We start from the raw sequence: 26270 nt of genomic DNA, 5'->3' as shown, positions 1-26270 counted from the left end.
ATCGCCTCACGCACGCATCAGCGATCCGCCGAAGCCGCGATGGGGTGAACCCGCCTTTCGAGCCCGCCGGACGCTGCGTATTCTTCCGTTCATGCGGTCCAGGGTTCCTGGTGGTGGATCGCAGAGGCGCAAGCCGGACGTCAATGGGTAAGGCGGACATTCGAAAGGATGTCCGCCTTCGTCTTTTGGGGCCGCCCGACCGGAGGGCATTCAGCCCGGATGCCGCTCATAAACTAGCGCACCCACCGATACCCGTGGGGGAAGATCTCAACCGCGCGCCATGAAGCTCTACGAGACGCTCGCCGACGACATCGAACGCCAGATCCGCGGCGGTGTCTTCCGCCACGGCGACCGCCTCCAGTCCGTGCGCGAGACCAGCAAGCAGCGCCAGCTCAGCGTCACCACCGTGATCCGCGCCTACGTGCTTCTCGAGAGCCGCGGCCTCGTCGTCAGCAAGCCGCAGTCGGGCTACTACGTGCAGCTCAAGCAGGGCGACGCCGGCCTCGACGCGCCGTCCACGCCGCAGCCGATCGCCGTCTCGTCCTCGGTCGACGTGAGCCGGCTCGTGCTGTCCACGCTGCGCTCGATCGCCGCGCACGACGCGGTGCCGCTGGGCTCTCCCTATCCGGACACCGGCAGCTTCCCTTTCGAGAAGCTCAACCGCTACGCCTTCGCCGCCGGGCAGGACCCGGCGCTGCGCTCGCTCAAGGACGCGCTGCCGCCCGGGCATCCGCTGCTGATCCGGCAGATCGCCCGCCGCTACCTCGACAAGGGCCAGGCCGTCGACCCCGCCGAGATCCTCGTCACGTTGGGCGCGACCGAGGCGCTCAACCTCTGCCTGCAGGCCGTGGCCAAACCCGGCGATGTGATCGCGGTCGAGACGCCCACCTTCTACGCCATGCTCCACGCCATCGAGCGCCTGGGCATGCGGGCACTGGAGATCCCGACCGACCCGGTGCTCGGCCTGGACGTCGACGCGCTGGCCGCCATCGCCGCGACGCAGCCGATCGCCGCCTGCATGGTGATGCCGAACTTCCAGAACCCGCTCGGTTTCCAGATGCCGGACGAGCGCAAGCGCGCGCTGGTCGAGCTCGCCACGCGGCTGGACATGCCGCTGATCGAGAACGGGGTCTACAACGAGCTCTATTACGGCAACGCGCCCCCCAGCACGCTGAAGGCCTGCGACACGCGCGGGCTGGTCCTGCACTGCGGCACCTTCTCGAAGACGCTGGCGTCGACGTTCCGCATCGGCTGGGCGCTGCCGGGCCGCTACCGCGACGAGGTCGAGAAATTGAAGTTCCTCAACACCCTGACGACGCCGCCCCTGCCGCAGATCGCCATCGCGCGTTTCCTCGAACGCGACGGCTACGAGGCCCATCTGCGCCGGCTGCGCAAGGCCTTCGCCCAGCAGGCCAAGCTGATGCGCGCGATGGTGCTGCGCTTCTTCCCGGAGGGCACGCGCGTCTCGACGCCGGCCGGCGGCTATGTGCTCTGGGTGGAGATGCCGCCGGCCGTCGACGGCCTGCGGCTCTATGAACTCGCGCTGGAGCGCGGCATCACGATCGGCCCCGGCTACATGTTCTCGGTGAGCAACAGCTACCGGCACTTCATCCGTCTGAACTACAGCACGCCGTGGTCCCCGGCCATCGAGCAGGCGGTGATCACCGTCGGCAAGCTCGCCGCCACCTGCGCGCGCCAGGATTGCTGACCCTCGGCGGCAGGTCCCTGAGGTCCAACGGGTCCGACCGGTCCGGTCCAGGCCCGGACCGGATCGTCAGGTCAACTGGAAGGACTCGGTCGGCGTGACGCGCTCCGGCATGGCCCGTCCGCTCAGCGACAGCACCGAGCGCTCGATTCCGCGCGCCATCGCATCCAGCGCGAGCGCGTTGGGTGCCAGGCCAAACGGCTCGGCGACCTCGTTGGCCACGGCCTCCAGCGCGATCAGCGTGTAGGAGAGGAACACGCACAACAGCGGCGTGAAGAACTCGGTCGCGTCCACCAGGCCGAAGGGCAGCAGGAAGCAGTAGGTGTAGACGGTGCGATGCAGCAGCACGCCGTAGGCGAAGGGGATCGGCGTCGACGCGATCCGCTCGCTGCCGCCGATCGCCTTGCCGATCTCCGTCAACTGCGTGTCCAGGGTCCAGAAGCGCGCGTCGGTGAGATGCCCGTCATCCTGGAGCCGGCAGAGCTGCTCACGCACCGCGTGCAGCGCCGCGCTGGAGGTCTGCGGATCGCGCCGGAGCTGGAAGGCCTCGCGCCGGCCGACCAGGCGCACCAGGTCTTCCTCGGGGTCGGTGCCGCGCAGCTCGTGCTTCAACGCGTAGACGGCCGCGAGCAGGCGGTCCACCGCCGGTCGCGCCATCGCCTTGTCGGGCAGGTAGCAGAGCAGCTCCGACACCAGCGCGCGCGAGGCGATCAGCAGGTTGCCCCACAGGTGCCGGGCCTCGTTGAAGCGCTCGTAGCTCGCGTTGTTGCGGAAGCCCAGGAAGATCGCCAGCGTCAACCCGAAGGGCGTCATCAGCGTCGCGTTCAGCGGGATCTTCTCGCCGAAGACCTGGCCGTGCGTCGCCACGGCCAGCACGCTCACCGCCGCCATGAAACCCAGCTGCGGCAGGATGGACGGCAGCACCGAGCCGTGCCACACGAACAGCAGCCGGAACCAGCTCTGTCTCGGTCGGATGATCATCGTGAGGCTCCGTTCCGACGTCCCGCAGGGACGACGCGTCGAGGACAGGGCTGCGGGATCGCAGTGGGCATCTTGCTCATTGAGGGCTCCAGGAACTCCGGGCGCTTGCGCACATCGGGATCCATGGTGACCAACGGCGGCGTCGCGTGGGGCATGCAGTTCGGACCCGCGCCGAGGAGCACAGTTCCGGTCCGGCGCGTGGCGCATCGGCCTCGAGGGGCCGGGAATGCCGATGACATGGGGATCTGCGGCGCCGGACCCCTATGTTGTCAGGCGCGTCGAGCGGTCAATCGGCGTAGCCTTCAGGCCGTTGGCAAGGGATGTCGGCAAGCGACGTCGACCAGCGATGGATGGCCAGGGATGGCCGGGAGGCGGCCTCATGAATGACTCCGGACAAGACTCCGCACGGCAGCGGCCCACCTCGGCCGCCGCCGCCGCGATGCTGGGACAGATGAAGCGGGCGGTGTTCGACGGCTCGCGGATCGCCGTGATCCAGCGCGACCTCCAGAACAACGTGCTCTACGCCAACGCCGCGGCGCTGACGATGAGCGGGGTGGCCGACGTCGACCAGCTGCGCCTGGACCGGCTCTTCGCCGGCGAGGCCGGCCGCGTGCTCGACGAGGAGACGCGCGGACGCCGCAACCGCGAGCTCGGCGCCTACCGCGTGACGCTGACCTGCCAGGACGATCCGGAGCGGCAGGTGGCCGTCGAGGTCACCGGCCTGCCGCTGATGGACGAGCGCGGCACCGTCGTCGGATCGCTGGGCTTCTTCCGCAGCCTGCAGCACCAGGTGCTGACCGACCAGGTGCGCGCGCTCACGCTGAGCCATGCCGGCCGCCCGGACCTGCTGCCGCTGGTCGCGGAGGCCTTGCGGCGGGAACTGCCGTTCGACCTGATGCTGGTGTCGCGCGTGGTGGAGGACGACAGCGCCTGGGAATCCGAGATCGTCTTCAACCATCCGCCGTTCCGGCAGGACGTGCCGACGGCCTGGTACGAGCTGAACGCGGCGCAGCGCGGGTTCATGGAGGGCCAGGACGGCGGTGTCCACGACTTCGAGACGGTGATGAGCGAGCCGCCGTGGTCCGACATGGCCGACGAGCCGATGTGTCGCCAGATGCGTGCCATGGATCTCCAGTCCAGCATGTGGCGCCGCATCACCCGCGGCGAGGGCGAGGACGAGCGGACCGTCGCGATCATGACCCTGCTCAGCCGCGAGCGCGGCGCGTACGACGAGCAGCACCTTGCGCTGTTCAACCAGCTGCCGCTGATCGAGGCGGTGCTGTGCAGCCTCGACCACGCGGAGCGCGTGCGTGACCGCCGTGAGCTCCGGATGTTCCGGGACCTCAACCGCTGCGTCGACATCCAGGGCGCCTGCCGCTGCCTGTCGGACGCGCTGATCGAGATCTTCGACTGGCAGCACGTGTCGCTGTTCCGGATCGACAGTGCCCGGGACGCGATCGTGCGCGTCGCTTCGGCCCGGCGCGGCGACGACGGCCTGGCCGTGGACACCGGGGTGTCGTGGGGCGACTACTCGCAAGGCATCGACCAGGGGATCCTGGGCCGGGTCGCGCGGACCTTGGCCCCGCAGAAGATCCCCGACGTGAGGCGCGACGCCGAGTACCTCCCGACCCCCGACGGGGAACCGATCCGCTCGGAGCTGGCGGTGCCCATCCTGTTCCCGGAAGGCGAGCGGGTGCGCTTCATCGTCAACGTCGACGATCCGCGGGTGAACGCCTTCTCGCGGGACCATGTCCGGCAGCTGGCCGACATCGCGCACGAGGTGGCCGGCGCCATGGAGCGCATCAGCGACCTGACGCTGATGACGGAGTGCGTCAACAACGTCTCCGACCCGATCATCGCGACCGACGCGAAGTTGCGGATCCGGCGCGTCAACCCGGCGGCGGAGGCGCTGTTCGGCGTCGCGCGCAAGGCGCTGGAGGGGCGCAGCCTGCTGACGCTGTTCCAGAACCCGGAGCCGCTCGCGGCGCTGCTCGACGGCACCGAGGCCGGCGACCGCATCGGGGAGCTGCGCGCCTGCCGTCCGGGCGCCGCCGTCGACGAGGGGCCCGATGTCCCGCCGAGTGGCGCGACGAGTGGCGCGACGAGTGGCGCGCCCCAGGCCGCATCCGACGCGGCGGGGGACGGCACCCCCGTCTTCATCACGCGGCGCGACTTCCCGGGCAAGCTCGGCGGTCATGTCTTCATCGCGCGCGACCTGCGACCGATCCGGCGCTCGGTGCAACTGGAGTTCCTCGAGGACACGGCCTATGAACTGGCCGTCGAGACGCAGGCACCGCTGGGCATGGCGATGTCGTGCCTGGAGGATCAGCTCGAAGCCGCGTTCCAGTCGGACGCAGCGCGGGAGCAGACCCGCGGTCGCGAGCTGCAGACCGTGCTGCGGCAGCTGGGGCGCGTGAAGCACGCGTTCACGCGGCTCGCCATGTACAACCGCGAGGCGCGGGTCGCGTCGCGCGTCGCGAGCACGATCCGGATCGACTGCGAGATCGACGCCCTGCTGGCCAGCCTGGCGGCCTCGGAGCGCCGCAAGGTCGTGTTCGAGACCGCCGCCCGGAAAGTGGAGGTGGAAGCCGACCACATGCAGCTGCACATCGTCGTGGAGAGCCTGCTGTCGGTGCTGTTGCGCGCGGCGCCGGAGACGGCGATGGTGCGGCTCACGCTGGTGCCCGACGACGAGCTGGTGTACCTGCGCCTGCGCGGCCGGCTGCCGCCGGCGCGACGGCACGGCGAGCGCTTCTCCGCGCCCGAGGCGGCGCAGGCAGACCTGCGCCTGGCCAATCCCCTGCTCGGCAAGCTGATGAAGAACCAGGGCGGCGCGCTCAAGGCCGGCGTGCTGCCGGACGGCGACACCGAGTTCGTGCTGAGCTTCCCGCGCCGGAGGGTCCATGGCTGACATCCTCCTCGTGCTCAGCCCGCAGCAGCAGGGCAGCCTCGGTCCGCAGATCAAGAAGCAGCTGCGGCAGCTGGGTCGTCACACGATCCAGGAAGAGACCAACCGGGGGACCGGGCTCGAGCTTCTCAACAGCCAGCCCTTCGACTACCTCATCGTCGGCAGCCAGCTGGCCGAGGACGCGGGCGCGGTCGTCGCCGAGGACGGCGGCCTCGCGTTCTGCCGCGAGGTCCGCGTGCTCGGCAACACGCCGATGATGCTGCTGGCGCCGGCGATGACCACCGAGCTGAACATGGCCTGCATCCGGCTGCGGGTGACGCTGCATGCGGATCCGGCGTCGGCGGGCAGCTTCGCGCTGGAGCTGCTGGGCCTGGAATCGCCCGATGCGGACGGCACCGACGCCGATGGCAGCGGCAACGGCAGCGGCAGCGGCAACGGCATGCTCGCCGGCCGCGGCGGCCGGTCCCGCGTCGCGGCGCTGAATCCCTGCCTCGACATCCGCGTCTCGGCGATCGCCGACAACTGGCGCTTCGAGATGCACGGCATCGACTTCCAGTTCCAGGGCGCGGGCCCGCTGACGGTGAGCAAGTCGGCGCGCCTCGACTGGCAGGCCCAGTACATGCACGAGCCGGACTGGTACAAGGAGTTCTCCCGCATCGGCAAGAGCATCCGCATCGCGCTGTGCGAGGACCAGGAGAGTTTCCGCCTGCAGCGCGAGAACGCGCGGCTCAAGGCCGTCCAGCAGCTTGGCGACGCCGGCAAGGACGTGACGGACCGGATCACCTTCGAGGTCTCGGAGGACTGCTATCCGCTGCTGCTCGAGGCGATGTTCGAGCCCTCGCAGGAAGTCCCGTGGCTGGCGAAGGCGGCGTCGATGTCGCGCCGGCTCGCAGCCTCGAAGGAGAGCCAGAGCAGCCTGTTCGCCGGCCCGGTGGCGGCCCGCCGCGCGCTGCTGATCTGCGCCAACACGCACGGCACCGCCTACGACGACCAGCTCAAGGGCGGGGCGCTGCAGCTGGCGCCGCTGACGGCGGTCCGGCGCGAGTGCTCGCGCGTGAGGAAGCTGCTGACGCGCCCCGATCCCCGCAGCGGCCAGCCGCTCTTCCATGAGCGCAACGTCAGCGTGATCGGGCTCGACGGCCCGCTCAGCCGCGAGAGCCTGGTGGCGGCGCTGGGCGACGGCGGCTGGGACCTGATCCACTTCGCCGGTCACACCTGCTTTCAGCCGGCGGGCGCGCGGCAGCTGGGCGGCACGGGCTTCCTGTTCGTCGGACCGGAGGAGGCGCCGCAATGCGTCGACTTCGGCGACATCCTCGGCTATCTGCGCGACACGCGCTTCGTCTACCTGAGCAGTTGCGAGAGCGGCAACTCGGGCTTCGCGACGCTGGCCGCGGAGGCCGGCATCCACGCCGTGCTGGGCTACCGCTGCCGGGTGAACGACCGCACGGCCGCCGTGCAGGCGCTGCTGTTCTACCGGATGCTGCAGCGCAGCCGCTCGCTGGATGCCGCCTTCGGGCATGCGCGGCGGCGCCTCTACCGCCGCTACGAGGGCCAGGACAACGCCTGGGCCTCGGCGATGCTGGTCACGTCGGGCGCCCGGTCATGAGATCGAGCTGGAGGCCCGCCGCGGCGTCGGCCGGATAGAAGGCCTCGTGGCCATGCGCGGCGCGCATCGCCGGCTCGTCCCACGGCGCCGTGCGCGCCGATCGGTAGTTGAAGAGCAGACGTGCGCCCGGCACGTTCCGCACGACGGTGTGGATCGCCTCGTCGTCGGGGTGGTTGAAGATGCTGCCGTCGGTCGAGATCAGCCAGGTCGCGCAGTCGATCCGGCTGAGGAAGTCCTCGCTCAGGTTGGCGGCGGAGCCGTGATGGGCCATCTTCACCGCGTCCAGCCGCAGCCGCGGTTCGCCCGCCGCGCCGGCCAGGCGCCGCAGCGCGGCGGTCAGCGTCGGTGCGTGCGCGTCGCCGAGCAGCGCGATGCGACGGCCCTGGTATTCGGCGATCAGGGCGATGCTGGAGCCGTTGGCCACCGCGTTGTCGATCGGCCCGAGCGCCAGCGCCGCCGAGGACAGCATCTCCTCCGGCCGCGGCCGCCGGCGCAATCCGCCGGCACGGAAGGCCGCGCGGCCGTCGAGGCGCGCCTGCAGCGCGGCGTCATCGGTGGCATCAAGTTCGGCCCGCTCCAGCGCCCGCTCCCAGGCGGTCCGCAGTTTCTCGAGCTTGTCCAGCGTCGGCGACAGCAGCGTCAGGCGCAGTCCGCCGGGCAGCTCGCGCACGGGCAGCGGGCCGACGGCCGGCACGAAGATCGGCGCGCCCTGGAAGGCCGCGTTCCACAGCCGGCCCTCGATGCGGACGCTGATCATCGCGCCCTGCAGCGCGCTGCGTTGAGCGTTCACATCGGCGTTCACATCGGCATTCGCGTTGCCGTCCGTCGCGCCGGGCCGCGGTGGCGGCGGCTCCTTCAGCGGCTGCGCGATGTGCGGCCAGCCGTTGAACCAGATGTCGCGGAAGGTCGCCAGCTCGCGGTGGTTCAGCAGCTTGAGGCAGCCTTCGATGTGATCGCCATCGACATGGGTGATCACGAGCAGCTCCAGCTCGCGCTGGTCGTCGGGCAGCGCGGCCAGCCGCTGCGACAGCGCGCCGTAGGCGCCAATCGGCCCACCGTCGATCAGCACGCGATGCGGGCGCGCGTCGTCGCCGTACGCGAGCAGCAGGCAGTCGCCGTGACGCGCCGGCAGCAGGTCGATGCGGAAGATGTCGGCCACGGCGCGGCGTCAGTCGAACGCCCTCAGGCCAGCGCGTGCTTCGGATACGGCCACGCCGGCGACTGGTGGCGCAGCGCCACGTGCGACGCGCGCGATCTCACCGCGGCGTCGCTGACCGCATAACCCCAGTTGATCAGTTCGCACTGCTCCTGCTCCCTGAAGCGGTCGAGCCGGGTGCGGATCGCCGCGAGATCGGCCGCGCGCGCCGGCGCAACGGACAGCGGGGCTTCCTCGGTCGCCGGGTAGTCGGCGATGTCCGTGTCGATGGCCCAGAACGCGCCTTTCGCGTCGCCGCGGGCATAGGCCGAGATCAGCATGCGCTTGCGCAGCGCCAGCGCCTGGTTCAGGCCGATGTCCATCGTGCGCATGAGCTGACGCGGCGCCATCGTGCCGATGCCGGCATCGATGTCGAAGGGCTTGCCCGCGTCGCTGACCAGCACCGTCTCGTAGCGGCCCCAGACCGTCTCCAGGCCCAGGTTGTCGTAGACGCCGCCGTCGGCGAGCAACAGGCGGCGGCGGTAGTCGATCTGGTCGTAGAGGTCGGCGCCGGCTACCCTCGTGAAGTCTTCGGGCCGGACGTCCAGCTCGATCGGCGCCAGCACCGGCGGGAAGGCGCTGGAACAGGCCACCGCCGTCGCCACGTCGAAGCGCGGCTTCGGGATCAGGCCGATGCGGTAGTCCCCGGCATAGGGTTTGGAGAAGCGGAAGCTGACGCCGGTCGCGTAGTTGGTCGCGTTGAAGACGAAGCGGGGATCGTCGGGCAGCGATTGCAGCGAGACATCGAGGCCCAGGCGCTTGCGGTACTCGTCGGCGACGGCTTCGCCGGCGGAACGGAAGGGGTTGAACGCACCCGACAGCACCGAGGCGACGTCGATGTTGCGCGCGCAGAACTCGCGCAGCGGGGCGACGACCTCGGCCTCGAACTGCGCGGAGCGGCCGTCCTCGCCGAATGCGAGCCGCAGCCAGCGCACGGCCAGCAGCCCCGACGCGATCGAGCCGCCGGACACGCTGGAGATGCGGGCCAGCTTGCCCAGCGTGCCGAGCTCGTTGAGCCGCCACAGCACGCCGATGTGGAACAGCACGGCGCGGAAGCCTCCGCCCGAGAGGGCCAGCGCGATGCCGCTGGTGCGCGCGTCGTTGTCGAAAGGCATCGCCGTCTCCCGCCCGTGAGGAATGCGGAGCCTAGGCCTCGGCGCTGCGGGTGGCAATCTGCCAAGTTGGGGATGTCGTCCCGGATGCCGCATGGACACGGGACATGCGGCGGCACAGGGGATCGGCGGCCGGCATGGCGAAGATTTCAAACTTGTCATGAAGCTGTGCGCGTGGCGTGGGAGCCCGATTTCTACAGTTGATCCCAAGCAGTCGGCACCGGGCCGCTGCGGATGTCCTCCCCAGCCGGGGCGCCCAAGGCGGCGCCCGATCCCCACGAAAGCGCCTCATGAACCGCAAGACCTTCCTCGGCCAGCTGATGGCCAGCGCCGTGCTCGCCAGCGCGCCCTTCGGCGTCGCGCACGCCGACACCGACACCGCGCCTTCCGCACCGCACTCGGCGGCCGCTCCGGGCAAGTCCGCACCGGTCGCCGTCCACAACGTCGTGCTGGTGCACGGCCTGTACGCCGACGGCTCCAGCTGGGGCAAGGTGATCCCGCTGCTGCAGGCCAAGGGCCTGCACGTGACCTCGGTGCAGAACCCGCTGACCACCCTGCAGGACGACGCCGACGCGGTGATGCGCGCGCTGGCGCAGCAGGACGGCCCGACGCTGCTGGTCGGTCACTCATATGCCGGCATGGTGATCAGCGAGGCGGGTGCCGACCCCAAGGTCAGCGGCCTGGTCTACATCGCGGCGCGCGCGCCGGACGCCGGGGAAGACTATCCCGCGCTGACCCGCAGGTTCCCGACCGCGCCGGCGGCCGCCGGCCTGACGTGGCGGGGCGACTGGGGCAGCCTGTCGCAGGAGGCCTTCCTGAAGGACTTCGCCGGCGACCTGCCGTCCACCGAGGCGCTCAGCTACTTCGCCGTGCAGCAGCCCTTCGCCCGCGCCGTGGCCAGCGGCAAGACGACGACCGCCGCCTGGCGCGTCAAGCCGAGCTGGTACGCCGTGTCGACGCAGGACCGGACCATCCACCCCGACCTGCAGCGCTTCATGGCGCAGCGCATGGGCGCCGCGACGATCGAGCTGAACGCCAGCCACGTCTCGCTGCTGTCGCAGCCGCAGGCGGTCGCCGACCTGATCGTCAAGGCCGCGCAGGGTCAGCGCTGACCTGCTGCCGATAATCCGCCAGGCGCCGACGCCGGGCATGAGGCCCCGCGACGGCGCCCAAGGAGCAGAGATGCGTGTCCTCGTCGTCGAAGATGAACCGAAGCTGGCCGGCTACCTCCGCAAGGGACTGACGGAGAACGGCTACGTCGTCGACGTGGCCGGCGACGGCATCGACGGCCGCCACCTGGCGCTGAACGGCGAGTACGACCTGATCGTGCTCGACGTGATGCTGCCGGGCATCGACGGTTTCAGCGTGCTGAAGGCGATCAAGGCGGAGAAGGACGTGGCGGTGCTGATGCTGACCGCGCGCGACGGCGTCGAGGATCGGGTGCACGGACTGCAGGAGGGCGCCGACGACTACCTCGTCAAGCCCTTCGCGTTCTCGGAGCTGCTCGCGCGGCTGACCGCGCTGCGACGCCGCGGCGTGCGTTCCGGATCGGGCGGAGGCCCAGGCACCAGCGGTGCGTCGGAGACGACGTTGACGCTCGGCGATCTGCAGCTGGATCTCGCGCGTCGCAAGGTGTTCCGCGGCGGGCAGTCGATCGCGCTCACCACCAAGGAGTTCCAGCTGCTTGCGCTGCTGATGCGGCGTCGCGGCGAGGTGCTGTCGCGCACCGTGCTCGCGGAGCAGGTCTGGGACATGAACTTCGACAGCGACACCAACGTCGTCGATGTCGCGGTGCGGCGCCTGCGCGCCAAGATCGACGACCCGTTCGAGACCAAGATGCTGCGCACCGTGCGCGGCATGGGCTATGTGCTGGAGGCGCCGTCGTCATGAGAAGGTCGATGGCGCCAATCCTGCCGGTGACGGGGGCGCGATGAGCGCGGGTCGGCTCGGCTCCATCTCCGCGCGGCTGGTGCTGATGCTCGCGCTGGTGGCGGTGGTGGTGTTCTCCGCCGCCGGATTCCTGCTGCACAAGGCGCTGGAGCAGGTGCTGATCGCCGACGAGCGCGCCGATCTGCTCGGCAAGACGGAGGTCGTGAAGCACTTCATCGGCGAGGCGCGCTCGATGGACGACCTGCCGATGCTGCGCCGCCATCTGGCGGCGACCAGCGTCGGCGGGCGTTTCCGCTGGAACGTGTGGCTGGTCGGGCGCGACGGCGCGCTGCTGTACGGCGCGGAGCCGATGCCCCCGTCGGTGCAGCGCGACGGCGACAAGGTCTGGCTGCGGCGGCAGGACGGCGTCGAACTACGCGGCGCGCATTTCCGCCTGCCCGACCATGCGGTGTTCCCGGACGCGCAGGTGCTGATCGGCATGGATCCGCGGCCGCGCCAGCTGATGCTGGCGACCTACGACGACGCGGGGCTGATGGTGGGCGTGGCGGGCGTGCTGTGCACGATCGCGCTGGCGTGGCTGGCGACGCGGCGCGGACTGCGTGCGCTGTCGGCGCTGTCGCGCGAGGCCGCGGTGATCCAGCCCGGCGCGCTGTCGCGCCGGCTCACGCTGCCCGAGGACAGCGCCGAGCTGATGCCGCTGGCGCAGCGTTTCAACGAGGTGCTGTCGCGGATGGAAGAAGCCTGGCACCAACTCGAAGGCTTCAACGCCAACGTCGCGCATGAGCTGCGCACGCCGCTGGCCATCATGATCAACGGCGCGGAGGTGGTGCTGTCGCGGGACCGGCCCGAAGCCGAGATGCGCGACGTGCTGGAGTCCCACCTGGAGGAGCTGCGCGGCATGGCGTCGATGATCAACGACATGCTGTTCCTCGCACGCGCCGACCAGGGCGACGCGGCGGCCGATCTCGTCGAGCTGTCGCTGCGCGGCGAGGCGCTTGGCGTGGGCGAGTTCGTCGAGGTCCTGCTGGAGGAGAAGCACCAGCGGCTGGCCGTCGAGGGCGACCATCGGATGCCGGTCAACCGGGCGCTGCTGCGACGGGCGCTGGTGAATCTGCTGACCAACGCGTCGCGTCACGCACCGGAAGGCGCGACGTTGACGGTGCGGATCGAGCGCTTGCCGGAGGGTCAGGGCTTGCGCGAAGGCCGCGGCGGGGAGGGCGTCACCGGCGACCGAGGCCTCGATGCCGATGTCGAAGGCGCGAGGATCGTCGTGGTCAACCCCGGCGACCCGATCCCCGAGGACATCCGGCGACGCATGTTCGACCGCTTCTGGCGGGGCGAGTCCTCGCGTTCGAAGGCGGGGGATCGTTTCGGGCTCGGCCTGGCCATCGTGCGCGCGGTCGCCCGCATGCATGGCGGCGAGACCTTCGTCGACGCCGCGGACGGCAGGACCGAAATCGGTTTCACGCTCCGCGCGACTATCCGTGCGGTTGTGACGGATAACGCCGTGCGTTAACGGCGGCGGGGGCTCAGGCGGCGCTCGAACTGGCCGATAAACCTGGATGGCCCGTTCGGGCTCCCCCGTCCGCCGTGCGCGGCCGCCAGCCTTCCACACGCCCCCATGAAACTCCGAACCCGAATCCTCTTCCTCTGCCTCGCCGCGCTGATCGGCATGGTCGTCCTGGCCGCGGTGTCGCTGACCACGCTGCGCCAGACGATGATGAAGGAGCGCACCGCGCAGCTGTCGACCCTGGTCGTGCTGGCGCAGTCGGCGCTGGAGAAGCTCCACGAGCAGGAGGCCGCGGGCAAGATCACCCGCGAGGAAGCGCAGAAGCAGGGCAAGCTGATCATCGGCAGCTTCCGCAAGGACGAGCTGTACTTCTTCGTCCGCGGCTACAGCGACGACGTCAACCTCGTGCATCCGAACCCGAAGCGCGTGGGCATCGTCGACGCGAAGGGCGGCAAGGAAGCCGGCGTGCGCTACCGCACCGCGCTCGAGGGCAAGAAGGTCGGCACCGTGATCGCCCTGGGCACGCGGCCCAACACGAAGGACGAGGTCGAGAAGCTCTATGCGGTGGTCCGCTTCGAGCCCTGGGACTGGATCATCGGTTTCGGCGATTACATCGACGACATCGACCGCGCCTTCTGGCGCAGCGCCACGGTGCTGCTGTCCCTCGGCCTGGTGCTGATGGCGGTGGTGGGCGTGCTGGGCTGGCGTCTGGCCGGCAGCATCTACCGGCAGCTGGGTGGCGAACCGGCGTATGCCTCGGACATCGTCCACCGCATCGGCGCGGGCGACCTGAACGTGGCGGTCGACCTGCGCGACGCGCATGCGGACAGCCTGCTGTCCGCGATGGACCGCATGCAGCGCAGCCTGTCCACGACGGTCGGCCAGATCCGCGGCTCCACCGACACGATCGCGACCGCCGCCGGCGAGATCGCGGCCGGCAACCGCGACCTGTCGTCGCGAACCGAATCGCAGGCAAGTGCGCTGGAGGAGACGGCCGCTTCGATGGAGGAGCTGACCGCGACGGTCAAGCAGAGCGCCGACAACGCGCGTCAGGCCAACCAGCTGGCGATGTCCGCGTCCGAGATCGCGGTCCAGGGCGGCAAGGTGGTGGACGAGGTGGTGGCGACGATGGCGTCGATCAGCAGCTCGTCCAACAAGATCGTCGACATCATCGGCACGATCGACGGGATTGCGTTCCAGACCAACATCCTGGCGCTGAACGCGGCCGTGGAGGCGGCGCGTGCGGGCGAGCAGGGGCGCGGCTTTGCCGTGGTGGCGTCGGAAGTGCGCACGCTGGCGCAGCGCAGCGCGACGGCGGCCAAGGAGATCAAGGCGCTGATCGGCGACTCGGTGCAGAAGGTCGAGGCCGGCGGCGCGCTGGTGGGCCAGGCAGGCGCGACGATGGCGCAGATCGTCGGCAGCGTGAAGCGGGTCACCGACATCGTCGGCGAGATCTCCAGCGCCAGCCAGGAACAGACCGCTGGCATCGAGCAGATCAACCAGGCCATCGCGCAGATGGACCAGGCGACGCAGCAGAACGCCGCGTTGGTGGAGCAGGCGTCTGCCGCAGCGGAGTCGCTGGAGCAGCAGTCGCAGGTGCTGGTCACGGCGGTGGGCGTCTTTTCCTGATTGCTGACTGCCGAGGCCGCTGGCCCTCACCCCCGCCCTCTCCCGCAAGCGGGAGAGGGAGTGAGAGTGCACCGAGCTGACCGGGCGGAGGCTTATGCGGCGGCTTGCTCGCTGAACTGCGTGTAGCCCTCCGCGCCGCCGCCGAAGTACGCCGACTGCGGCGCCTCGAACAGCGGCAGGTTGCCCTTCAGCCGCTCGACCAGATCCGGGTTCCCGATGAAGGGCTTGCCGAAGGCGACCATGTCCGCGTGGCCCGACGACGTGGCATCCAACGCGCGCTGTCGGTCGTACCCGTTGTTGGCGATGTACGCGCCGCCGAAGGCGTAGCGCAGCGCCTCGACATCGAAGGCATCGGCCCCGTTGCCGGCGTGCAGCTGGCCTTCCACCACATGCAGATACGCCAGGCCGCGCTCACCGAGCTGGCGGGCCAGGTAGCCGTGCGTCTCCGCCGGCGTGCTGTCGATCGGCGTGTCGCCGATCGCGGTCGACAGCGGCGACAGACGCAGGCCGACACGGTCCGCGCCCCAGACCTCGGTCACGGCGTCCACCACCTCCAGCACGAAGCGGGCGCGGTTCTCGATCGATCCGCCGTACTGGTCCGTCCGATGGTTGGTGCTGTCGCGCAGGAACTGCTCCAGCAGATACCCGTTGGCGGCGTGGATCTCGACGCCGTCGAAACCCGCGAGCTTCGCATTGACCGCGGCGCGGCGGTAGTCCTCGATCAGACCGGGAAGCTCGGACAAGGCCAGGGCGCGCGGTGCCGACGGCGGCTCGAAGCCGGCCTCGGTGAACACGACGGTGCCCGCCCGGAGCGCGGAAGGCGCGACCGGGGCGGCCCCGTCCTTCTGCAGGCTCACATGCGACATGCGTCCCACGTGCCACAGCTGCAGCACGATCTTGCCGCCTTCGGCGTGGACGGCATCGGTGACGCGCTTCCACGCCTCGACCTGCTCGGGCGTGTAGATGCCCGGCGTCCAGGCGTAGCCGCGGCCCTGGCGGGAGATGTTGGTCGCCTCGGCCACGATCAGTCCGGCGGAGGCACGCTGGCGGTAGTACTCGACGGCCAGCGGCGACGGCACGCCGTCGGAGCTGGCGCGGGAGCGGGTCAGCGGCGCCATCGCGACGCGGTTGCGGACCTCGATCGCGCCGATGCGGCCGGGGGTGAAGAGGGGCTGGTCGAGGGGGGCGGTATGAGCGGACATGACGGTTCCTTCCAGGAAGTCCAAGGCGGTGAGGCGGTGAGGCGGTGAGGGGTGAGCCGTCGGGTTCCGGGGGAGTCATGTCGGCGGCTCGATGACAGGACGAAGTCTGGACATAGTCGCCACATTCATCCAATTTATCCGTTGAACAACAGATATGCGTCGGGCAACATGGCTGGATGCGATACGACCTGAACCTGCTGCCGGTCTTCCTGGCGGTGATGGAGGAGCGCAGCGTGACCCGCGCGGCGCAGCGGCTGGGCATCACGCAGCCGGCGCTGTCCAACGCGTTGACGCGGCTGCGGGCGATGTTGATGGATCCGCTCTTCATCCGCGAGCGCTACGGCATGCAGCCGACGCAGAAGGCGGAGGAGCTCGCGCCGGTCATCGCCGCCGCGCTGGCCAGTCTGGACACGGCGATCCTGGGCCAGCGGGACTTCGATCCGGCGAAGTCGACGCAGCTGGTGACGCTGGCGCCCAACAGCTATGTCGAGCTGGTGCTGGTGCCGGCGATCGTCGCGCGGCTGCGGCAGCAGGCGCCGAACATGACGGTGCGGCTGACGCCGTTCGGCACGGACCTGGCGGAGACGGGGGTGATCTCGGGCTCGACGGCGATGGTGCTGGGGCGGGTGGTCGAGCCGCCGGACAACCTCGTGGTGCAGCACGTGATGGACGACGGCCTGGCCTGCATCGTGCGGCGCGGGCATCCGACGGTGGACCGGAAGATGACGCGCAAGCAGTACGAGCAGCTCAAGCACGTGAACGTGCTGCCGCCCGGCCGGCTGCGCGTGGGCCTGTTCCAGGCGCTGGAGAAGCAGGGGCTGAAGCGCGAGGTGGCGGTGTCGGTGACGCACTTCCTGGCGGTGCCGGAAGTGGTCGCGGTGACCGACTACTGCGCGACGCTGCCGGCGCAGATCTGCCGCAGGCTGGCGTCGGACAAGCGCTTGAAGGTGCTGCCGTCGCCGGTGGACCTTGGCACCTTCCCGGTGGAGATCGCGTGGCACGTCCGGTATCGCGACGATCCGGCGCATCGGTGGCTGAGGGCGCTGGTGGCGGAGGTCGCCGCGGAAGTCGCGGCGCAGGGCGAGATCCCTTCCCCGAAGAAGGCGTGAGGCGCGGCTAGGATGCCGGCATGCCTGCACTCGATCCGACCCCGACCGCTTTCATGCTCGACCTCGACGGCACGCTCGTCGACACCCTGGGCGACTTCGTCGCGGTGTTGAACCGCGTAATGACCGACATGGCATTGCCGGCGGTCGGCCGCGACTTCGTCGAGCACACGATCGGTCAGGGCAGCGAACACCTGATCCGCAGCGTGCTCACCGAAGTCGGCGCGCCGCAGGAGCACTACGAGCAGGCGTGGGCGCTCTACCAGCGCCACTACGAGGTGCTCAACGGCGAGCACGCCGACGTGTTTCCCGGCGTGATCGAAGGCCTGGACGCGCTGAAGGCGCTCGGCCTGCCGATGGCCTGCCTGACCAACAAGCCGGCCGCGTTCGCGCGGGAGCTGCTCAAGCGCAAGGGACTGGACCGCTACTTCGACCGCGTCTTCGGCGGCGACGACTTCGAGCGCAAGAAGCCCGATCCCATGCCGCTGCTCAAGACCTGCGAGGCGCTGGGTTCAGCGCCCGCGACGACCTGGATGATCGGCGACTCCAGCAACGACGCCCGCGCCGCGCATGCCGCCGGCTGCCCGATCGCGCTCGTCAGCTACGGCTACAACCACGGCCAGCCGATCCGCGAGGTGCCCGCGGAACGCTACATCGACCGGCTCGACGAGTTGCTCGGTTGAGCGGATGAGCCGATCAGCGAATGAGCCGCTGACACCGCGGGGCGGGCGCCCCGGCTTCCTCAGCGCAAGGTGAGCACTTCCGCGAGCGGACGACGCGGCTTCTGCGGCCAGTTGCCCGGCGCCGGATGACCGACGGCGAGCAGCAGCACGGGAATCTCGTTTGCCGCGAGGTCGAAGGCCTCCGTGACCGCCTGGGCGTCGAAGCCGATCATCGGGGCTGCACCCAGGCCCAGCGCGTGCGCCGCCTGGATCAGCGTGCCGGCGCCGAACGTCGCGGAGCGCACCGCCTCATCGCGCTGGCGCTGCGGCTGGTCCGCATACAAGCTGCGTGCCGCACCCTCCCAACCCGGGACCATCTCCGCCGGCATGAAGCCGGCGGCGACCGAGGGAGCCAGCCGAGCCGACATGACGGTGGCGTCCGCCAGCTGTCCGCACACGATGAAGGTCACCGCCGCCTCCGTCACCTTCGCCTGGTCCCAGGCGACGGCGCGCAGACGTGCCTTTTCCGACGGCGTGCGCACGGCGATGAAGCGCCAGTTCTGCAGATTGAAGGAGGTCGGCGCCGTCGTGGCGACGCTCACCAGTTCTTCGATCTGTGCGTCGTCGATGGGACGCGACGGATCGAACAGCTGCGTCGTGCGGCGCGACTGGATGGTCTGGAGGAGAGGATGAGTCATGGGATCTCTTTCACGGAGTGGCCGGTCCGCGGAACCGCGGGACTTCGGCAGTGAAGAGATCGTAGGAAGGCCGGGTCGCGGCGATAAGCCGGCCGACCGGCGAAGGACCTTTCGGGTTTCGACGCAGATGCGCGGCACGGCGCGCCCGGGCCGGGCCGGGCGCTGGTCCTAGGCCGAGGGCGGGGCGGACGCCAGGGCGTCGGCGATGAAGTCCACCAGCGCCGCGACCCGGCGACTGGGCGGATACGCGGGGTAGACCGCGAAGAGATCGATCGGACCGCCGGCGAATGCATCCAGCTCGGTCTCGAGCGTGCCTGCGGACAGCTCCTTCAGCACATCCCAGCGGTTCTTGAGGATCACGCCGTGGCCTTCCACCGCCCATTCCCGCAGCACACCGCCGTCGCTGGCTTCACGATCGCCCGTGACCTTCACCGTCAGCGGAGCGTTGCCGTCCAGGAAGCGCCAGCTCGACAGCGGGGCGTCGGGCCGGGCGAGCACCAGGCAGTTGTGTGCCGACAGCTCGGACGGATGGGTGGGCCGACCCGCACGCGCCCAGTAGGCCGGGGACGCGCAGACCACGCGCCCGCCGGGGACCAGCAGCCGGGCATGGAGACCGGAGTCGGGCAGCGGGCCGGTGCGTATCGCCACATCGATGCGTCCCGCGATCAGGTCCAGGGTGCTGTCGCTCAGCAGCAGGCTGAGCCGCAGCGCCGGATGCCGGGACTGGAAGTCATCCAGCAGCGGACGGAGCTGGCTCCGGCCGAAGTCGTTGGTGGCGGTCAGCCGGATGGCGCCGGACAGGGTGCCGTCCTCCTTGAGGGCCGACATCGCGCCGTCCCAGTCCGACACGATCCGTCGCGCGTCCGACAGCAGCGTCTCGCCCTCGCGCGTGAACACCAGCTTGCGTGTCGAGCGCGTGATCAGCGTCGCGCCGCTCTCGCCCTCCAGCTGGCCGACGGCCTGCGCGACCGTCGACGTCGCCAGTCCCCGCAGACGTGCGGCGCCGGAGAAGCTGCCCGCCGCCGCGACATCCAGCAGCAGGCGCAAGGCATCGATCCGGTCCATCAGCCGAGGCGGTTGGTCAAGCGAGGGCGGAGCGCAGCGGCACCGCGGCGCGACGCGGCGTCGGGCTCGACCACTTCAGCGCTAGCCAACTTCAGCGCCCGCTGCCCGCCGCGTTGCGGTTGCTCGCCACCGCCTTGGCGCCGCCGAGCAGCGCGACCTTCAGGTCGCTGTCAGCGGGCGACTTGCCCAGCCAGATCTTGAGCAGCACGTTGAAGAAGTCCTCGCCCTTGATCGGGTCGCCGGGGATCAACTGGCCGTTGACGAAGACCACCGTGCCCGTCCCGGGGATGTAGTCCACGCCGAAGCTCTCGCCCGTCTTGAGCTTCTTCTTCTGCACGAAGATCTCCGACATGCGCAGCACGCCGACGATGGAGCGCCCGAATTCCTCGCGCGTCGCGTTCTGCTCCATGCCCTTGGTGAAGAGCTTGCCCAGCTCCTCGCCGTCGATGTCGCGCAGCATCTGGATGTGCATGCGCTTCGGGCCGGTGTTGGCCAGCACCGCTTCAGGCGTCGTCGCCCTCGCGTTCATGTACAGGCCGGCCGTGTAGACCTTGAAGATCGCCTTGTAGCGGATCCCCGCGCCGTTGAGCTGCAGCTTCTGGCCGGCCACCTCGACGTTGCCGTCGTACTTGACGCCGGCCACCTCGATCGGCGCCGCGGCGGCCGCCGGTGCGGCCGCAGGCGACGATTGGGCCGAGGCCGCGATCGACGTCAGCATCGCGGCCGCGAGCACCCCCGCGGCCATCAGGACTTTGCGCTTGGACATGTGTCTCCATCCCCTCCGGAATGATCGGCCGACTCCACGGTCGGCTCTGGGGCGAAGTATCCGCCAGGGATGCGAAGCGGGCCCTCCGGGAATCCTCCTGCCCACGTCGCCTGCTACACTGATCTTCACCATGTTTATCACGCGCAAGCACATCAAGGGGTCGAACGACCGGGGAGCCTGGCCCTGGCGATCCTGGCACGACTTCACCTGAAGCCGCCTGATGCTTGCCACCCGCCGTCCACCCTATCCCCCGGACGCGGGAACCGTCACACATCCTCTGCACCCTGTCGTACGGGGCAGGTCCAACAGGCGACCTGAGTTAGCGCTTGCGCGCGCGTCGTGATGCCCTGCGTCACGGACGACGCGCCGCATTCGACAAGAGGTTTGACGACGTGATCACCGAACTGGAATTCCAAAGCCTGGCCGCCGACGGCTACAACCGCATCCCGCTGATCAGCGAGGCCTTCGCGGATCTCGAGACCCCGCTCTCGCTCTACCTGAAGCTCTGCGCCGGCAACGGCCCGGGCCGCCACAGCTTCCTGCTGGAATCGGTGGTCGGCGGCGAGCGCTTCGGCCGCTACTCCTTCATCGGCCTGCCCGCGCGCACCGTGCTGAAGAGCGAAGGCCCCGTCACCCGCGTGATCCGCGACGGCGCCGTGATCGAGACCCACGAGGGCGACCCGCTCGCCTTCATCGAGGCCTACCAGCAACGCTTCAAGGTCGCGCTCAGACCTGGCATGCCGCGCTTCTGCGGCGGCCTCGCCGGCTACTTCGGCTACGACGCCGTGCGCTACATCGAGCCGCGCCTGGCCGGCTCGACCCCCGACGGCGGCCTGCCGACGCCCGACGTGATGCTGCTCCAGTGCGAGGAACTGGCCGTCATCGACAACCTGTCGGGCAAGCTCTACCTGATCGTGTACGCCGACCCCGGCCAGCCCGAGGCCTACTTCAAGGCGAAGAAGCGCCTCACCGAACTGAAGGACAAGCTGGGCTACTCGGTCGCCGCGCCGCGCGTCGCGCGCGCCCAGGCGCATCCGGTCGAGCGCGAGTTCGCGAAGGCCGACTTCCTCGCCTCGGTCGACAAGGCCAAGGCCTACATCGCCGCCGGCGACTGCATGCAGATCGTCTTCGGCCAGCGGCTGAAGAAGCGCTACACCGAGTCCCCGCTGAGCCTCTACCGCGCGCTGCGGTCGCTCAATCCCAGCCCCTACATGTACTTCTACGACATGGGGGACTTCCAGATCGTCGGCGCCTCGCCCGAGATCCTGGTGCGCCAGGAGCAGACGCCCGACGGCCGCAAGGTCACGATCCGCCCGCTGGCCGGCACGCGACCGCGCGGCGGGACGCCGGAGCAGGACCAGGCGCTGGAGATCGAACTCCAGGCCGATCCGAAGGAACGCGCCGAGCACCTGATGCTGATCGACCTGGCCCGCAACGACATCGGCCGCATCGCCCGGACCGGCAGCGTGAAGGTGACGGACGCCTTCGCGGTCGAACGCTACTCGCACGTGATGCACATCGTCAGCAACGTCGAGGGCCTCCTGAAACCCGGCGTGGGCAACATGGACGTGTTCCGCGCCAGCTTCCCGGCCGGCACGCTGTCGGGCGCGCCCAAGATCCGCGCGATGGAGATCATCGACGAGCTCGAGCCCGTCAAGCGCGGCATCTACGGCGGCGCCTGCGGCTACCTGAGCTTCGGCGGCGACATGGACCTGGCCATCGCGATCCGCACCGGCATCGTCATGGACCAGGTGCTGTACGTGCAGGCGGCGGCGGGCATCGTGGCGGATTCGGTCCCCGAGCTCGAATGGAAGGAGACCGAGGCCAAGGCGCGCGCGTTGCTGCGCGCCGCGGAACTGGTCGAAGAAGGTTTCTGAAGCTGAAGTGAACGAAGGAGCAAGAACATGCTGCTGATGATCGACAACTACGACAGCTTCACCTTCAACCTGGTGCAGTACTTCGCCGAGCTCGGCGCCGAGGTGAAGACGGTCCGCAACGACCAGATCACGCTCGACGGGATCGCCGCGCTCAACCCGACCCACCTGGTGCTCTCGCCCGGCCCCTGCACGCCCAAGGAAGCCGGCGTCTGCGTGCCGGCGATCCAGCGCTTCATCGGCAAGATGCCGATCCTGGGCGTGTGCCTGGGCCACCAGAGCATCGGCGCCGCGCTGGGCGGCAACATCATCCGCGCCAAGGTGCAGATGCACGGCAAGTCCTCGACGATCACGACCGACACGCAGGGCGTCTTCAGCGGGCTGCCCGGGCGTTTCGACGTGATCCGCTACCACTCGCTGGCGATCGAGGAATCGACGATCCCGGCGGAGCTGGAGATCAGCGCCCGCAGCGAGGACGGCGAGATCATGGGCGTTCGCCATCGCGCGCTGGCCGGCACCGCGACGCCGCTGGAAGGCGTCCAGTTCCATCCCGAATCCATCCTCTCGGAGCACGGTCACGCGATGCTCAAGAACTTCCTGGAGTTGGCACGATGAACGAAGGCAGCAAGGCAACCGGTCAGCGCGGCGGGAACATCGGCGCGATCGTCGATCTGCGCAGCGACACCGTCACCCAGCCGACCGCCGGCATGCGCGCCGCCATGGCGGCCGCGCCGCTGGGCGACGACGTCTTCGGCGACGATCCGAGCGTCAACGCGCTGCAGGCGGCGCTGGCGGAGCGCCTCGGCTTCGAGGCCGCGCTCTTCATGCCCACCGGCACGCAGAGCAACCTGTGCGCGCTGATGGCGCACTGCCAGCGCGGCGACGAGTACATCGTCGGCCAGTTCGCCCACACCTACCGCTGGGAGGGCGGCGGTGCGGCGGTGCTGGGCTCGATCCAGCCGCAGCCGCTGAACCACGCGCCGGACGGCTCGCTGCCGCTGGCCGACATCGAGGCCAACATCAAGCCCGACGACGCGCACTTCGCGCGCACGCGGCTGCTGGCGCTCGAGAACACGATCGGCGGCAAGGTGCTGCCGATGGACTACCTCGCCGCGGCGTCCGAGCTGGCCAGGCGCCACGGCCTGTCGCGCCACCTCGACGGCGCGCGCCTGTTCAACGCGGCGGTCTCCGTCGCCGCGCGCGACGCGAGCGATCCCTACGACGCGGCCCGGCGCATCTGCTCGCACTTCGACAGCGTGTCGGTCTGCTTCTCGAAGGGGCTGGGCGCGCCGGTCGGCTCGGTGCTGTGCGGCTCGCGCGAGCTCATCCAGCGCGCGCACCGCTGGCGCAAGATGCTCGGCGGCGGCATGCGCCAGGCCGGGCTGCTCGCGGCGGCGGCCCATTACGCGCTCGATCACCAGGTCACACGCCTGGGTGAGGACCACGCGCTGGCCCAGCGTCTCGCCGAAGGGCTGCAAGGCCTGCCGGGCGTGGCGGTGGAAGCGCCGCAGACCAACATCGTCTTCTGCGACGTCGACAAGGGCATCGCTGCGAAGCTGGTCGAGCATCTGAAGTCCGAAGGCGTGCTCACGACCGGCTTGTACAAGCTGCGGTTCGTGACCCACCTCGATGTGGACGCCGAGGGTGTCGACCGCGCGGTCGCGGCCACGCGCCGGTTCTTCAACGCCTGAGCGGGAGATCGCCATGCCCATCACCGACAACGAGGCGCTGACCCGCGTCATCGAGCACCGCGAGATCTTCCACGACGAGATGCTGGCGCTGATGCGCCGGATCATGAGCGGCGACATCTCGCCGGTCACCGCCGCGGCCATCCTGATCGGCCTGCGCGTCAAGAAGGAGACCATCGGCGAGATCACCGCCGCCGCGCAGGTGATGCGTGAGTTCTCCGTCAAGGTGCCGATCGAGCCGGGCCCGCATCTGGTCGACGTCGTCGGCACCGGCGGCGACGGCGCGCATACCTTCAACATCTCGACCTGCTCGATGTTCGTCGCGGCCGCGGCGGGCGCGCAGGTCGCCAAGCACGGCAACCGCAGCGTGTCGTCCAAGACCGGCAGCGCGGACGTGCTGGAGGCGCTCGGCGTGACGCTGTCGCTGCCGCCGCAGGCGGTCGCCGAATGCGTGCGCAAGACCGGCATCGGTTTCATGTTCGCGCCCAACCACCATCCGGCGATGAAGAACATCGCGCCCGTCCGCAAGGAGCTGGGCGTGCGCACGATCTTCAACATCCTGGGGCCGCTGACCAACCCGGCCGACGCGCCCAACATCCTGATGGGCGTCTTCCATCCGGACCTCGTCGGCATCCAGGTCCGGGTGATGCAGCGCCTGGGCGCGCAGCACGCGGTCGTCGTCTATGGCAAGGACAACATGGACGAGATCTCGCTGGGCGCGGCGACGCTGGTCGGCGAGCTGCGGAACGGCGAGATCCGCGAGTACGAGATCCATCCCGAAGACTTCGGCATGCCGATGGTCGCGAGCCGCAACCTGCGCGTGAGCGGGCCGGAAGAGAGCCGCCAGATCCTGCTGGGCGTGCTCGGCAACGAACCCGGCGCGGCGCGCGACATCGTGCTGCTGAACGCGGGCGCGACGCTGTACGCGGCCAACGTGGTCGAGTCGATCGCCGACGGCATCGCGAAGGCGCGTGTCGCCCTCGAGTCCGGCGCCGCCCGCGCGAAGCTGGACCAGTTCGTCGCGGAGACGAAGCAGCAAGCGGCCGCGCTGGGCTGAATTCGAGAGAGTCTCAAGAGAGTCGTATGTCTGACATCCTGGATCGCATCAACGCCGTCAAGCGCGAGGAAGTGGCCGCCGCGTCCGCGCGCGTGCCGCTGTCCGCGCTGCGTGCCGAAGCCGAATCGCGCGCCGAGCCGACGCGCGGGTTCGTGAACGCGCTGCGCGCCAAGATCGCCGCGGGCCGCAGCGGCGTCATCGCCGAGGTGAAGAAGGCCAGCCCGAGCAAGGGCGTGCTGCGCGAGGACTTCCGTCCCGCTGATATCGCCCGCAGCTACGAGCAGCACGGCGCGGCCTGCCTGAGCGTGCTGACCGACGCGCCGCATTTCCAGGGCTCAGTCGAGTTCCTGAAGCAGGCCCGCGCGGCCTGCACGCTGCCGGTGCTGCGCAAGGACTTCATGATCGATCCGTACCAGGTCTACGAAGCCCGCGCGATGGGCGCGGACTGCATCCTGCTGATCGCGGCAAGCCTGGACGACGGCCTGATGGCCGAACTCGAGGATTGCGCGCTGGGCTTGGGCCTGGACGTGCTGGTGGAGGTCCACGATGGCGTTGAACTCGAGCGCGCGCTGCGGCTGAAGACGCCGATGGTCGGCATCAACAACCGCAACCTGAAGACCTTCGAGGTCACGCTGGACACGACGCTCGGGCTGCTGAAGCAGGTGCCGGCGGATCGCCTGCTGGTGACCGAGTCCGGCATCCTCGGACCCGACGACGTGCAGCGCATGCGCGACGCGCAGGTCAACGCCTTCCTCGTCGGCGAGGCCTTCATGCGCGCGCCCGATCCGGGCGCGGCGCTGTCGGCGCTGTTCCGTTGATGACGGCGACGCTCAAGGCCCTCGACTGGTCGGTCGGCGACGGCTGGCAGCCGCTCATCGACGCCTGGCGCGACAGCGCCGACGGTCGACGCATCGAGGCGCTGCTGAAGGCGCGCCTCGCCGAAGGCGCGGTGATCTATCCGCCCGATCCGCTGCGTGCGCTGCGCCTCACGCCGCTGACCAAGGTCAAGGTCGTCATCGTCGGCCAGGACCCGTACCACGGGCCGGGGCAGGCGGAGGGGCTGTCGTTCTCCGTGCCGGTGGGGGAGAAGCTGCCGCCCTCGCTGCGCAACATCTTCAAGGAACTGCAGCGCGACCTGGGTCAGCAGCCGGCGATGTCGGGTCACCTCGGCGAGTGGGCGCGGCGCGGCGTGCTGCTGCTCAACACCAGCCTGACCGTCGAGGATGGCGCCGCGGCCTCGCATGCGAAGAAGGGCTGGGAATCGCTGACCGACGCGCTCATCGCGGCGACCGCGCAAGACCCGGCCCCCAAGGTCTATCTGCTGTGGGGCGCCCATGCGCAGGCAAAGGCGCCGTTGATCGAGGCCGCGGGCCGCCAGCATCTGGTGCTGCAGGCGAATCACCCGTCGCCGTTGTCCGCCACGCGCGGTCCCGCGCCCTTCATCGGCTGCGGGCACTTCTCGGCTGCGAGCGACTGGCTCAAAGGGCAGGGCGTCGAGTTGAGCTGGTCCCTGGATTGACCGTACTGCCGCGGCCGCTGGCCCTCCCCCCCACCCTCTCCCGCAAGCGGGAGAGGGAGTAAAACGGGCACTGGGTTCATTCCTCGCAGAGCCATAA

22 protein-coding genes are annotated in these 26270 nt (G+C 69.8%); 15 read left to right on the top strand and 7 right to left on the bottom strand.

Annotated elements, in window-relative coordinates; genetic code table 11:
* Nucleotides 1–280: 280 nt before the first annotated feature.
* Nucleotides 281–1708 (top strand): aminotransferase-like domain-containing protein, encoded by a 1428-nt coding sequence (locus AC07O8_RS00180; RefSeq protein WP_495046124.1) that lies wholly within the window; start codon nucleotides 281–283, stop codon nucleotides 1706–1708.
* Nucleotides 1709–1774: 66 nt separating this feature from the next.
* Here AC07O8_RS00180 and AC07O8_RS00175 read toward each other — a convergent pair whose 3' ends face one another.
* Entirely contained in the window at nucleotides 1775–2686 is a 912-nt protein-coding gene (locus tag AC07O8_RS00175) for a bestrophin family protein (RefSeq protein ID WP_495046123.1), read from the bottom strand.
* 379 nt (nucleotides 2687–3065) lie between these two features.
* Here AC07O8_RS00175 and AC07O8_RS00170 point away from each other — a divergent pair, with 379 nt between their 5' ends.
* Nucleotides 3066–5597, top strand: coding sequence for a PAS domain-containing protein (locus AC07O8_RS00170; protein ID WP_495046122.1), 2532 nt, complete (start codon nucleotides 3066–3068; stop codon nucleotides 5595–5597).
* A complete protein-coding gene (locus AC07O8_RS00165; RefSeq protein WP_495046121.1) occupies nucleotides 5590–7200 on the top strand; it encodes a CHAT domain-containing protein in 1611 nt (536 codons plus the stop codon). Before AC07O8_RS00170 ends, AC07O8_RS00165 begins: the two co-directional genes overlap by 8 nt.
* On the opposite strand, the gene AC07O8_RS00160 is transcribed toward AC07O8_RS00165, so the two are convergent.
* Both AC07O8_RS00160 and AC07O8_RS00155 read right to left on the bottom strand, forming a co-directional pair.
* Nucleotides 7178–8359 (bottom strand): ComEC/Rec2 family competence protein, encoded by a 1182-nt coding sequence (locus AC07O8_RS00160; RefSeq protein WP_495046120.1) that lies wholly within the window; start codon nucleotides 8357–8359, stop codon nucleotides 7178–7180. The genes AC07O8_RS00165 and AC07O8_RS00160 overlap by 23 nt on opposite strands.
* A gap of 23 nt (nucleotides 8360–8382) precedes the next feature.
* Nucleotides 8383–9510 (bottom strand): patatin-like phospholipase family protein, encoded by a 1128-nt coding sequence (locus tag AC07O8_RS00155; protein WP_495046119.1) that lies wholly within the window; start codon nucleotides 9508–9510, stop codon nucleotides 8383–8385.
* Nucleotides 9511–9797: 287 nt separating this feature from the next.
* On the opposite strand from AC07O8_RS00155, the gene AC07O8_RS00150 reads away from it, so the two are divergent.
* The 4 genes from AC07O8_RS00150 to AC07O8_RS00135 all read left to right on the top strand — a co-directional run bounded on the left by AC07O8_RS00150 (nucleotide 9798) and on the right by AC07O8_RS00135 (nucleotide 14536).
* A complete protein-coding gene (locus AC07O8_RS00150; RefSeq protein WP_495046118.1) occupies nucleotides 9798–10619 on the top strand; it encodes an alpha/beta fold hydrolase in 822 nt (273 codons plus the stop codon).
* Nucleotides 10620–10689: 70 nt separating this feature from the next.
* On the top strand, nucleotides 10690–11397 hold the full coding sequence (locus tag AC07O8_RS00145; protein WP_495046117.1) for a heavy metal response regulator transcription factor: 708 nt from the start codon (nucleotides 10690–10692) through the stop codon (nucleotides 11395–11397).
* 40 nt (nucleotides 11398–11437) lie between these two features.
* Nucleotides 11438–12913 carry an ATP-binding protein gene (locus AC07O8_RS00140; protein ID WP_495046116.1) on the top strand — a complete coding sequence of 492 codons (1476 nt, stop codon included), beginning with the start codon at nucleotides 11438–11440 and terminating at the stop codon, nucleotides 12911–12913.
* Between the two features lie 105 nt (nucleotides 12914–13018).
* Nucleotides 13019–14536, top strand: coding sequence for a methyl-accepting chemotaxis protein (locus AC07O8_RS00135; RefSeq protein ID WP_495046115.1), 1518 nt, complete (start codon nucleotides 13019–13021; stop codon nucleotides 14534–14536).
* 92 nt (nucleotides 14537–14628) lie between these two features.
* Here AC07O8_RS00135 and AC07O8_RS00130 read toward each other — a convergent pair whose 3' ends face one another.
* Nucleotides 14629–15738: an alkene reductase gene (locus AC07O8_RS00130; protein WP_495046114.1), complete on the bottom strand. Its 1110-nt coding sequence runs from the start codon at nucleotides 15736–15738 to the stop codon at nucleotides 14629–14631.
* A 176-nt stretch (nucleotides 15739–15914) separates the two neighbouring features.
* Between AC07O8_RS00130 and AC07O8_RS00125 the strand changes: the two genes are divergently transcribed.
* Nucleotides 15915–16847: a LysR family transcriptional regulator gene (locus AC07O8_RS00125; RefSeq protein ID WP_495046113.1), complete on the top strand. Its 933-nt coding sequence runs from the start codon at nucleotides 15915–15917 to the stop codon at nucleotides 16845–16847.
* A 20-nt stretch (nucleotides 16848–16867) separates the two neighbouring features.
* The gene (gph, locus tag AC07O8_RS00120; RefSeq protein WP_495046112.1) at nucleotides 16868–17527 is read left to right on the top strand and encodes a phosphoglycolate phosphatase; all 660 of its coding nucleotides are present in this window, start codon (nucleotides 16868–16870) and stop codon (nucleotides 17525–17527) included.
* 59 nt (nucleotides 17528–17586) lie between these two features.
* Here the strand turns inward: gph and AC07O8_RS00115 are convergent, their stop codons facing one another.
* The 3 genes from AC07O8_RS00115 to AC07O8_RS00105 form a co-directional block, all read right to left on the bottom strand.
* On the bottom strand, nucleotides 17587–18204 hold the full coding sequence (locus AC07O8_RS00115) for a nitroreductase family protein (RefSeq protein WP_495046111.1): 618 nt from the start codon (nucleotides 18202–18204) through the stop codon (nucleotides 17587–17589).
* 168 nt (nucleotides 18205–18372) lie between these two features.
* Nucleotides 18373–19269, bottom strand: coding sequence for a substrate binding domain-containing protein (locus tag AC07O8_RS00110; RefSeq protein WP_495046110.1), 897 nt, complete (start codon nucleotides 19267–19269; stop codon nucleotides 18373–18375).
* Nucleotides 19270–19360: 91 nt separating this feature from the next.
* Nucleotides 19361–20035: a chalcone isomerase family protein gene (locus tag AC07O8_RS00105; RefSeq protein WP_495046109.1), complete on the bottom strand. Its 675-nt coding sequence runs from the start codon at nucleotides 20033–20035 to the stop codon at nucleotides 19361–19363.
* A gap of 392 nt (nucleotides 20036–20427) precedes the next feature.
* On the opposite strand from AC07O8_RS00105, the gene trpE reads away from it, so the two are divergent.
* The 6 genes from trpE to AC07O8_RS00075 are packed head-to-tail and all read left to right on the top strand — an operon-like array spanning nucleotide 20428 to nucleotide 26173.
* On the top strand, nucleotides 20428–21912 hold the full coding sequence (gene trpE, locus AC07O8_RS00100) for an anthranilate synthase component I (protein ID WP_495046108.1): 1485 nt from the start codon (nucleotides 20428–20430) through the stop codon (nucleotides 21910–21912).
* A gap of 27 nt (nucleotides 21913–21939) precedes the next feature.
* Nucleotides 21940–22524 carry an anthranilate synthase component II gene (locus tag AC07O8_RS00095; RefSeq protein WP_495046107.1) on the top strand — a complete coding sequence of 195 codons (585 nt, stop codon included), beginning with the start codon at nucleotides 21940–21942 and terminating at the stop codon, nucleotides 22522–22524.
* A complete protein-coding gene (gene ltaE, locus AC07O8_RS00090; RefSeq protein WP_495046106.1) occupies nucleotides 22521–23600 on the top strand; it encodes a low-specificity L-threonine aldolase in 1080 nt (359 codons plus the stop codon). The genes AC07O8_RS00095 and ltaE overlap by 4 nt, the downstream gene beginning before the upstream one ends.
* 13 nt (nucleotides 23601–23613) lie before the next feature.
* Entirely contained in the window at nucleotides 23614–24654 is a 1041-nt protein-coding gene (gene trpD, locus AC07O8_RS00085) for an anthranilate phosphoribosyltransferase (protein WP_495046105.1), read from the top strand.
* 26 nt (nucleotides 24655–24680) lie between these two features.
* The gene (gene trpC / locus AC07O8_RS00080) at nucleotides 24681–25472 is read left to right on the top strand and encodes an indole-3-glycerol phosphate synthase TrpC (RefSeq protein WP_495046104.1); all 792 of its coding nucleotides are present in this window, start codon (nucleotides 24681–24683) and stop codon (nucleotides 25470–25472) included.
* Nucleotides 25472–26173, top strand: coding sequence for a uracil-DNA glycosylase (locus AC07O8_RS00075; protein WP_495046103.1), 702 nt, complete (start codon nucleotides 25472–25474; stop codon nucleotides 26171–26173). Before trpC ends, AC07O8_RS00075 begins: the two co-directional genes overlap by 1 nt.
* The last annotated feature ends 97 nt before the right edge of the window (nucleotides 26174–26270 follow it).

The organism is Roseateles sp. GW821-FHT09G09, assembly GCF_059415965.1.
This window is presented reverse-complemented; position numbering and strand designations above follow the sequence as displayed.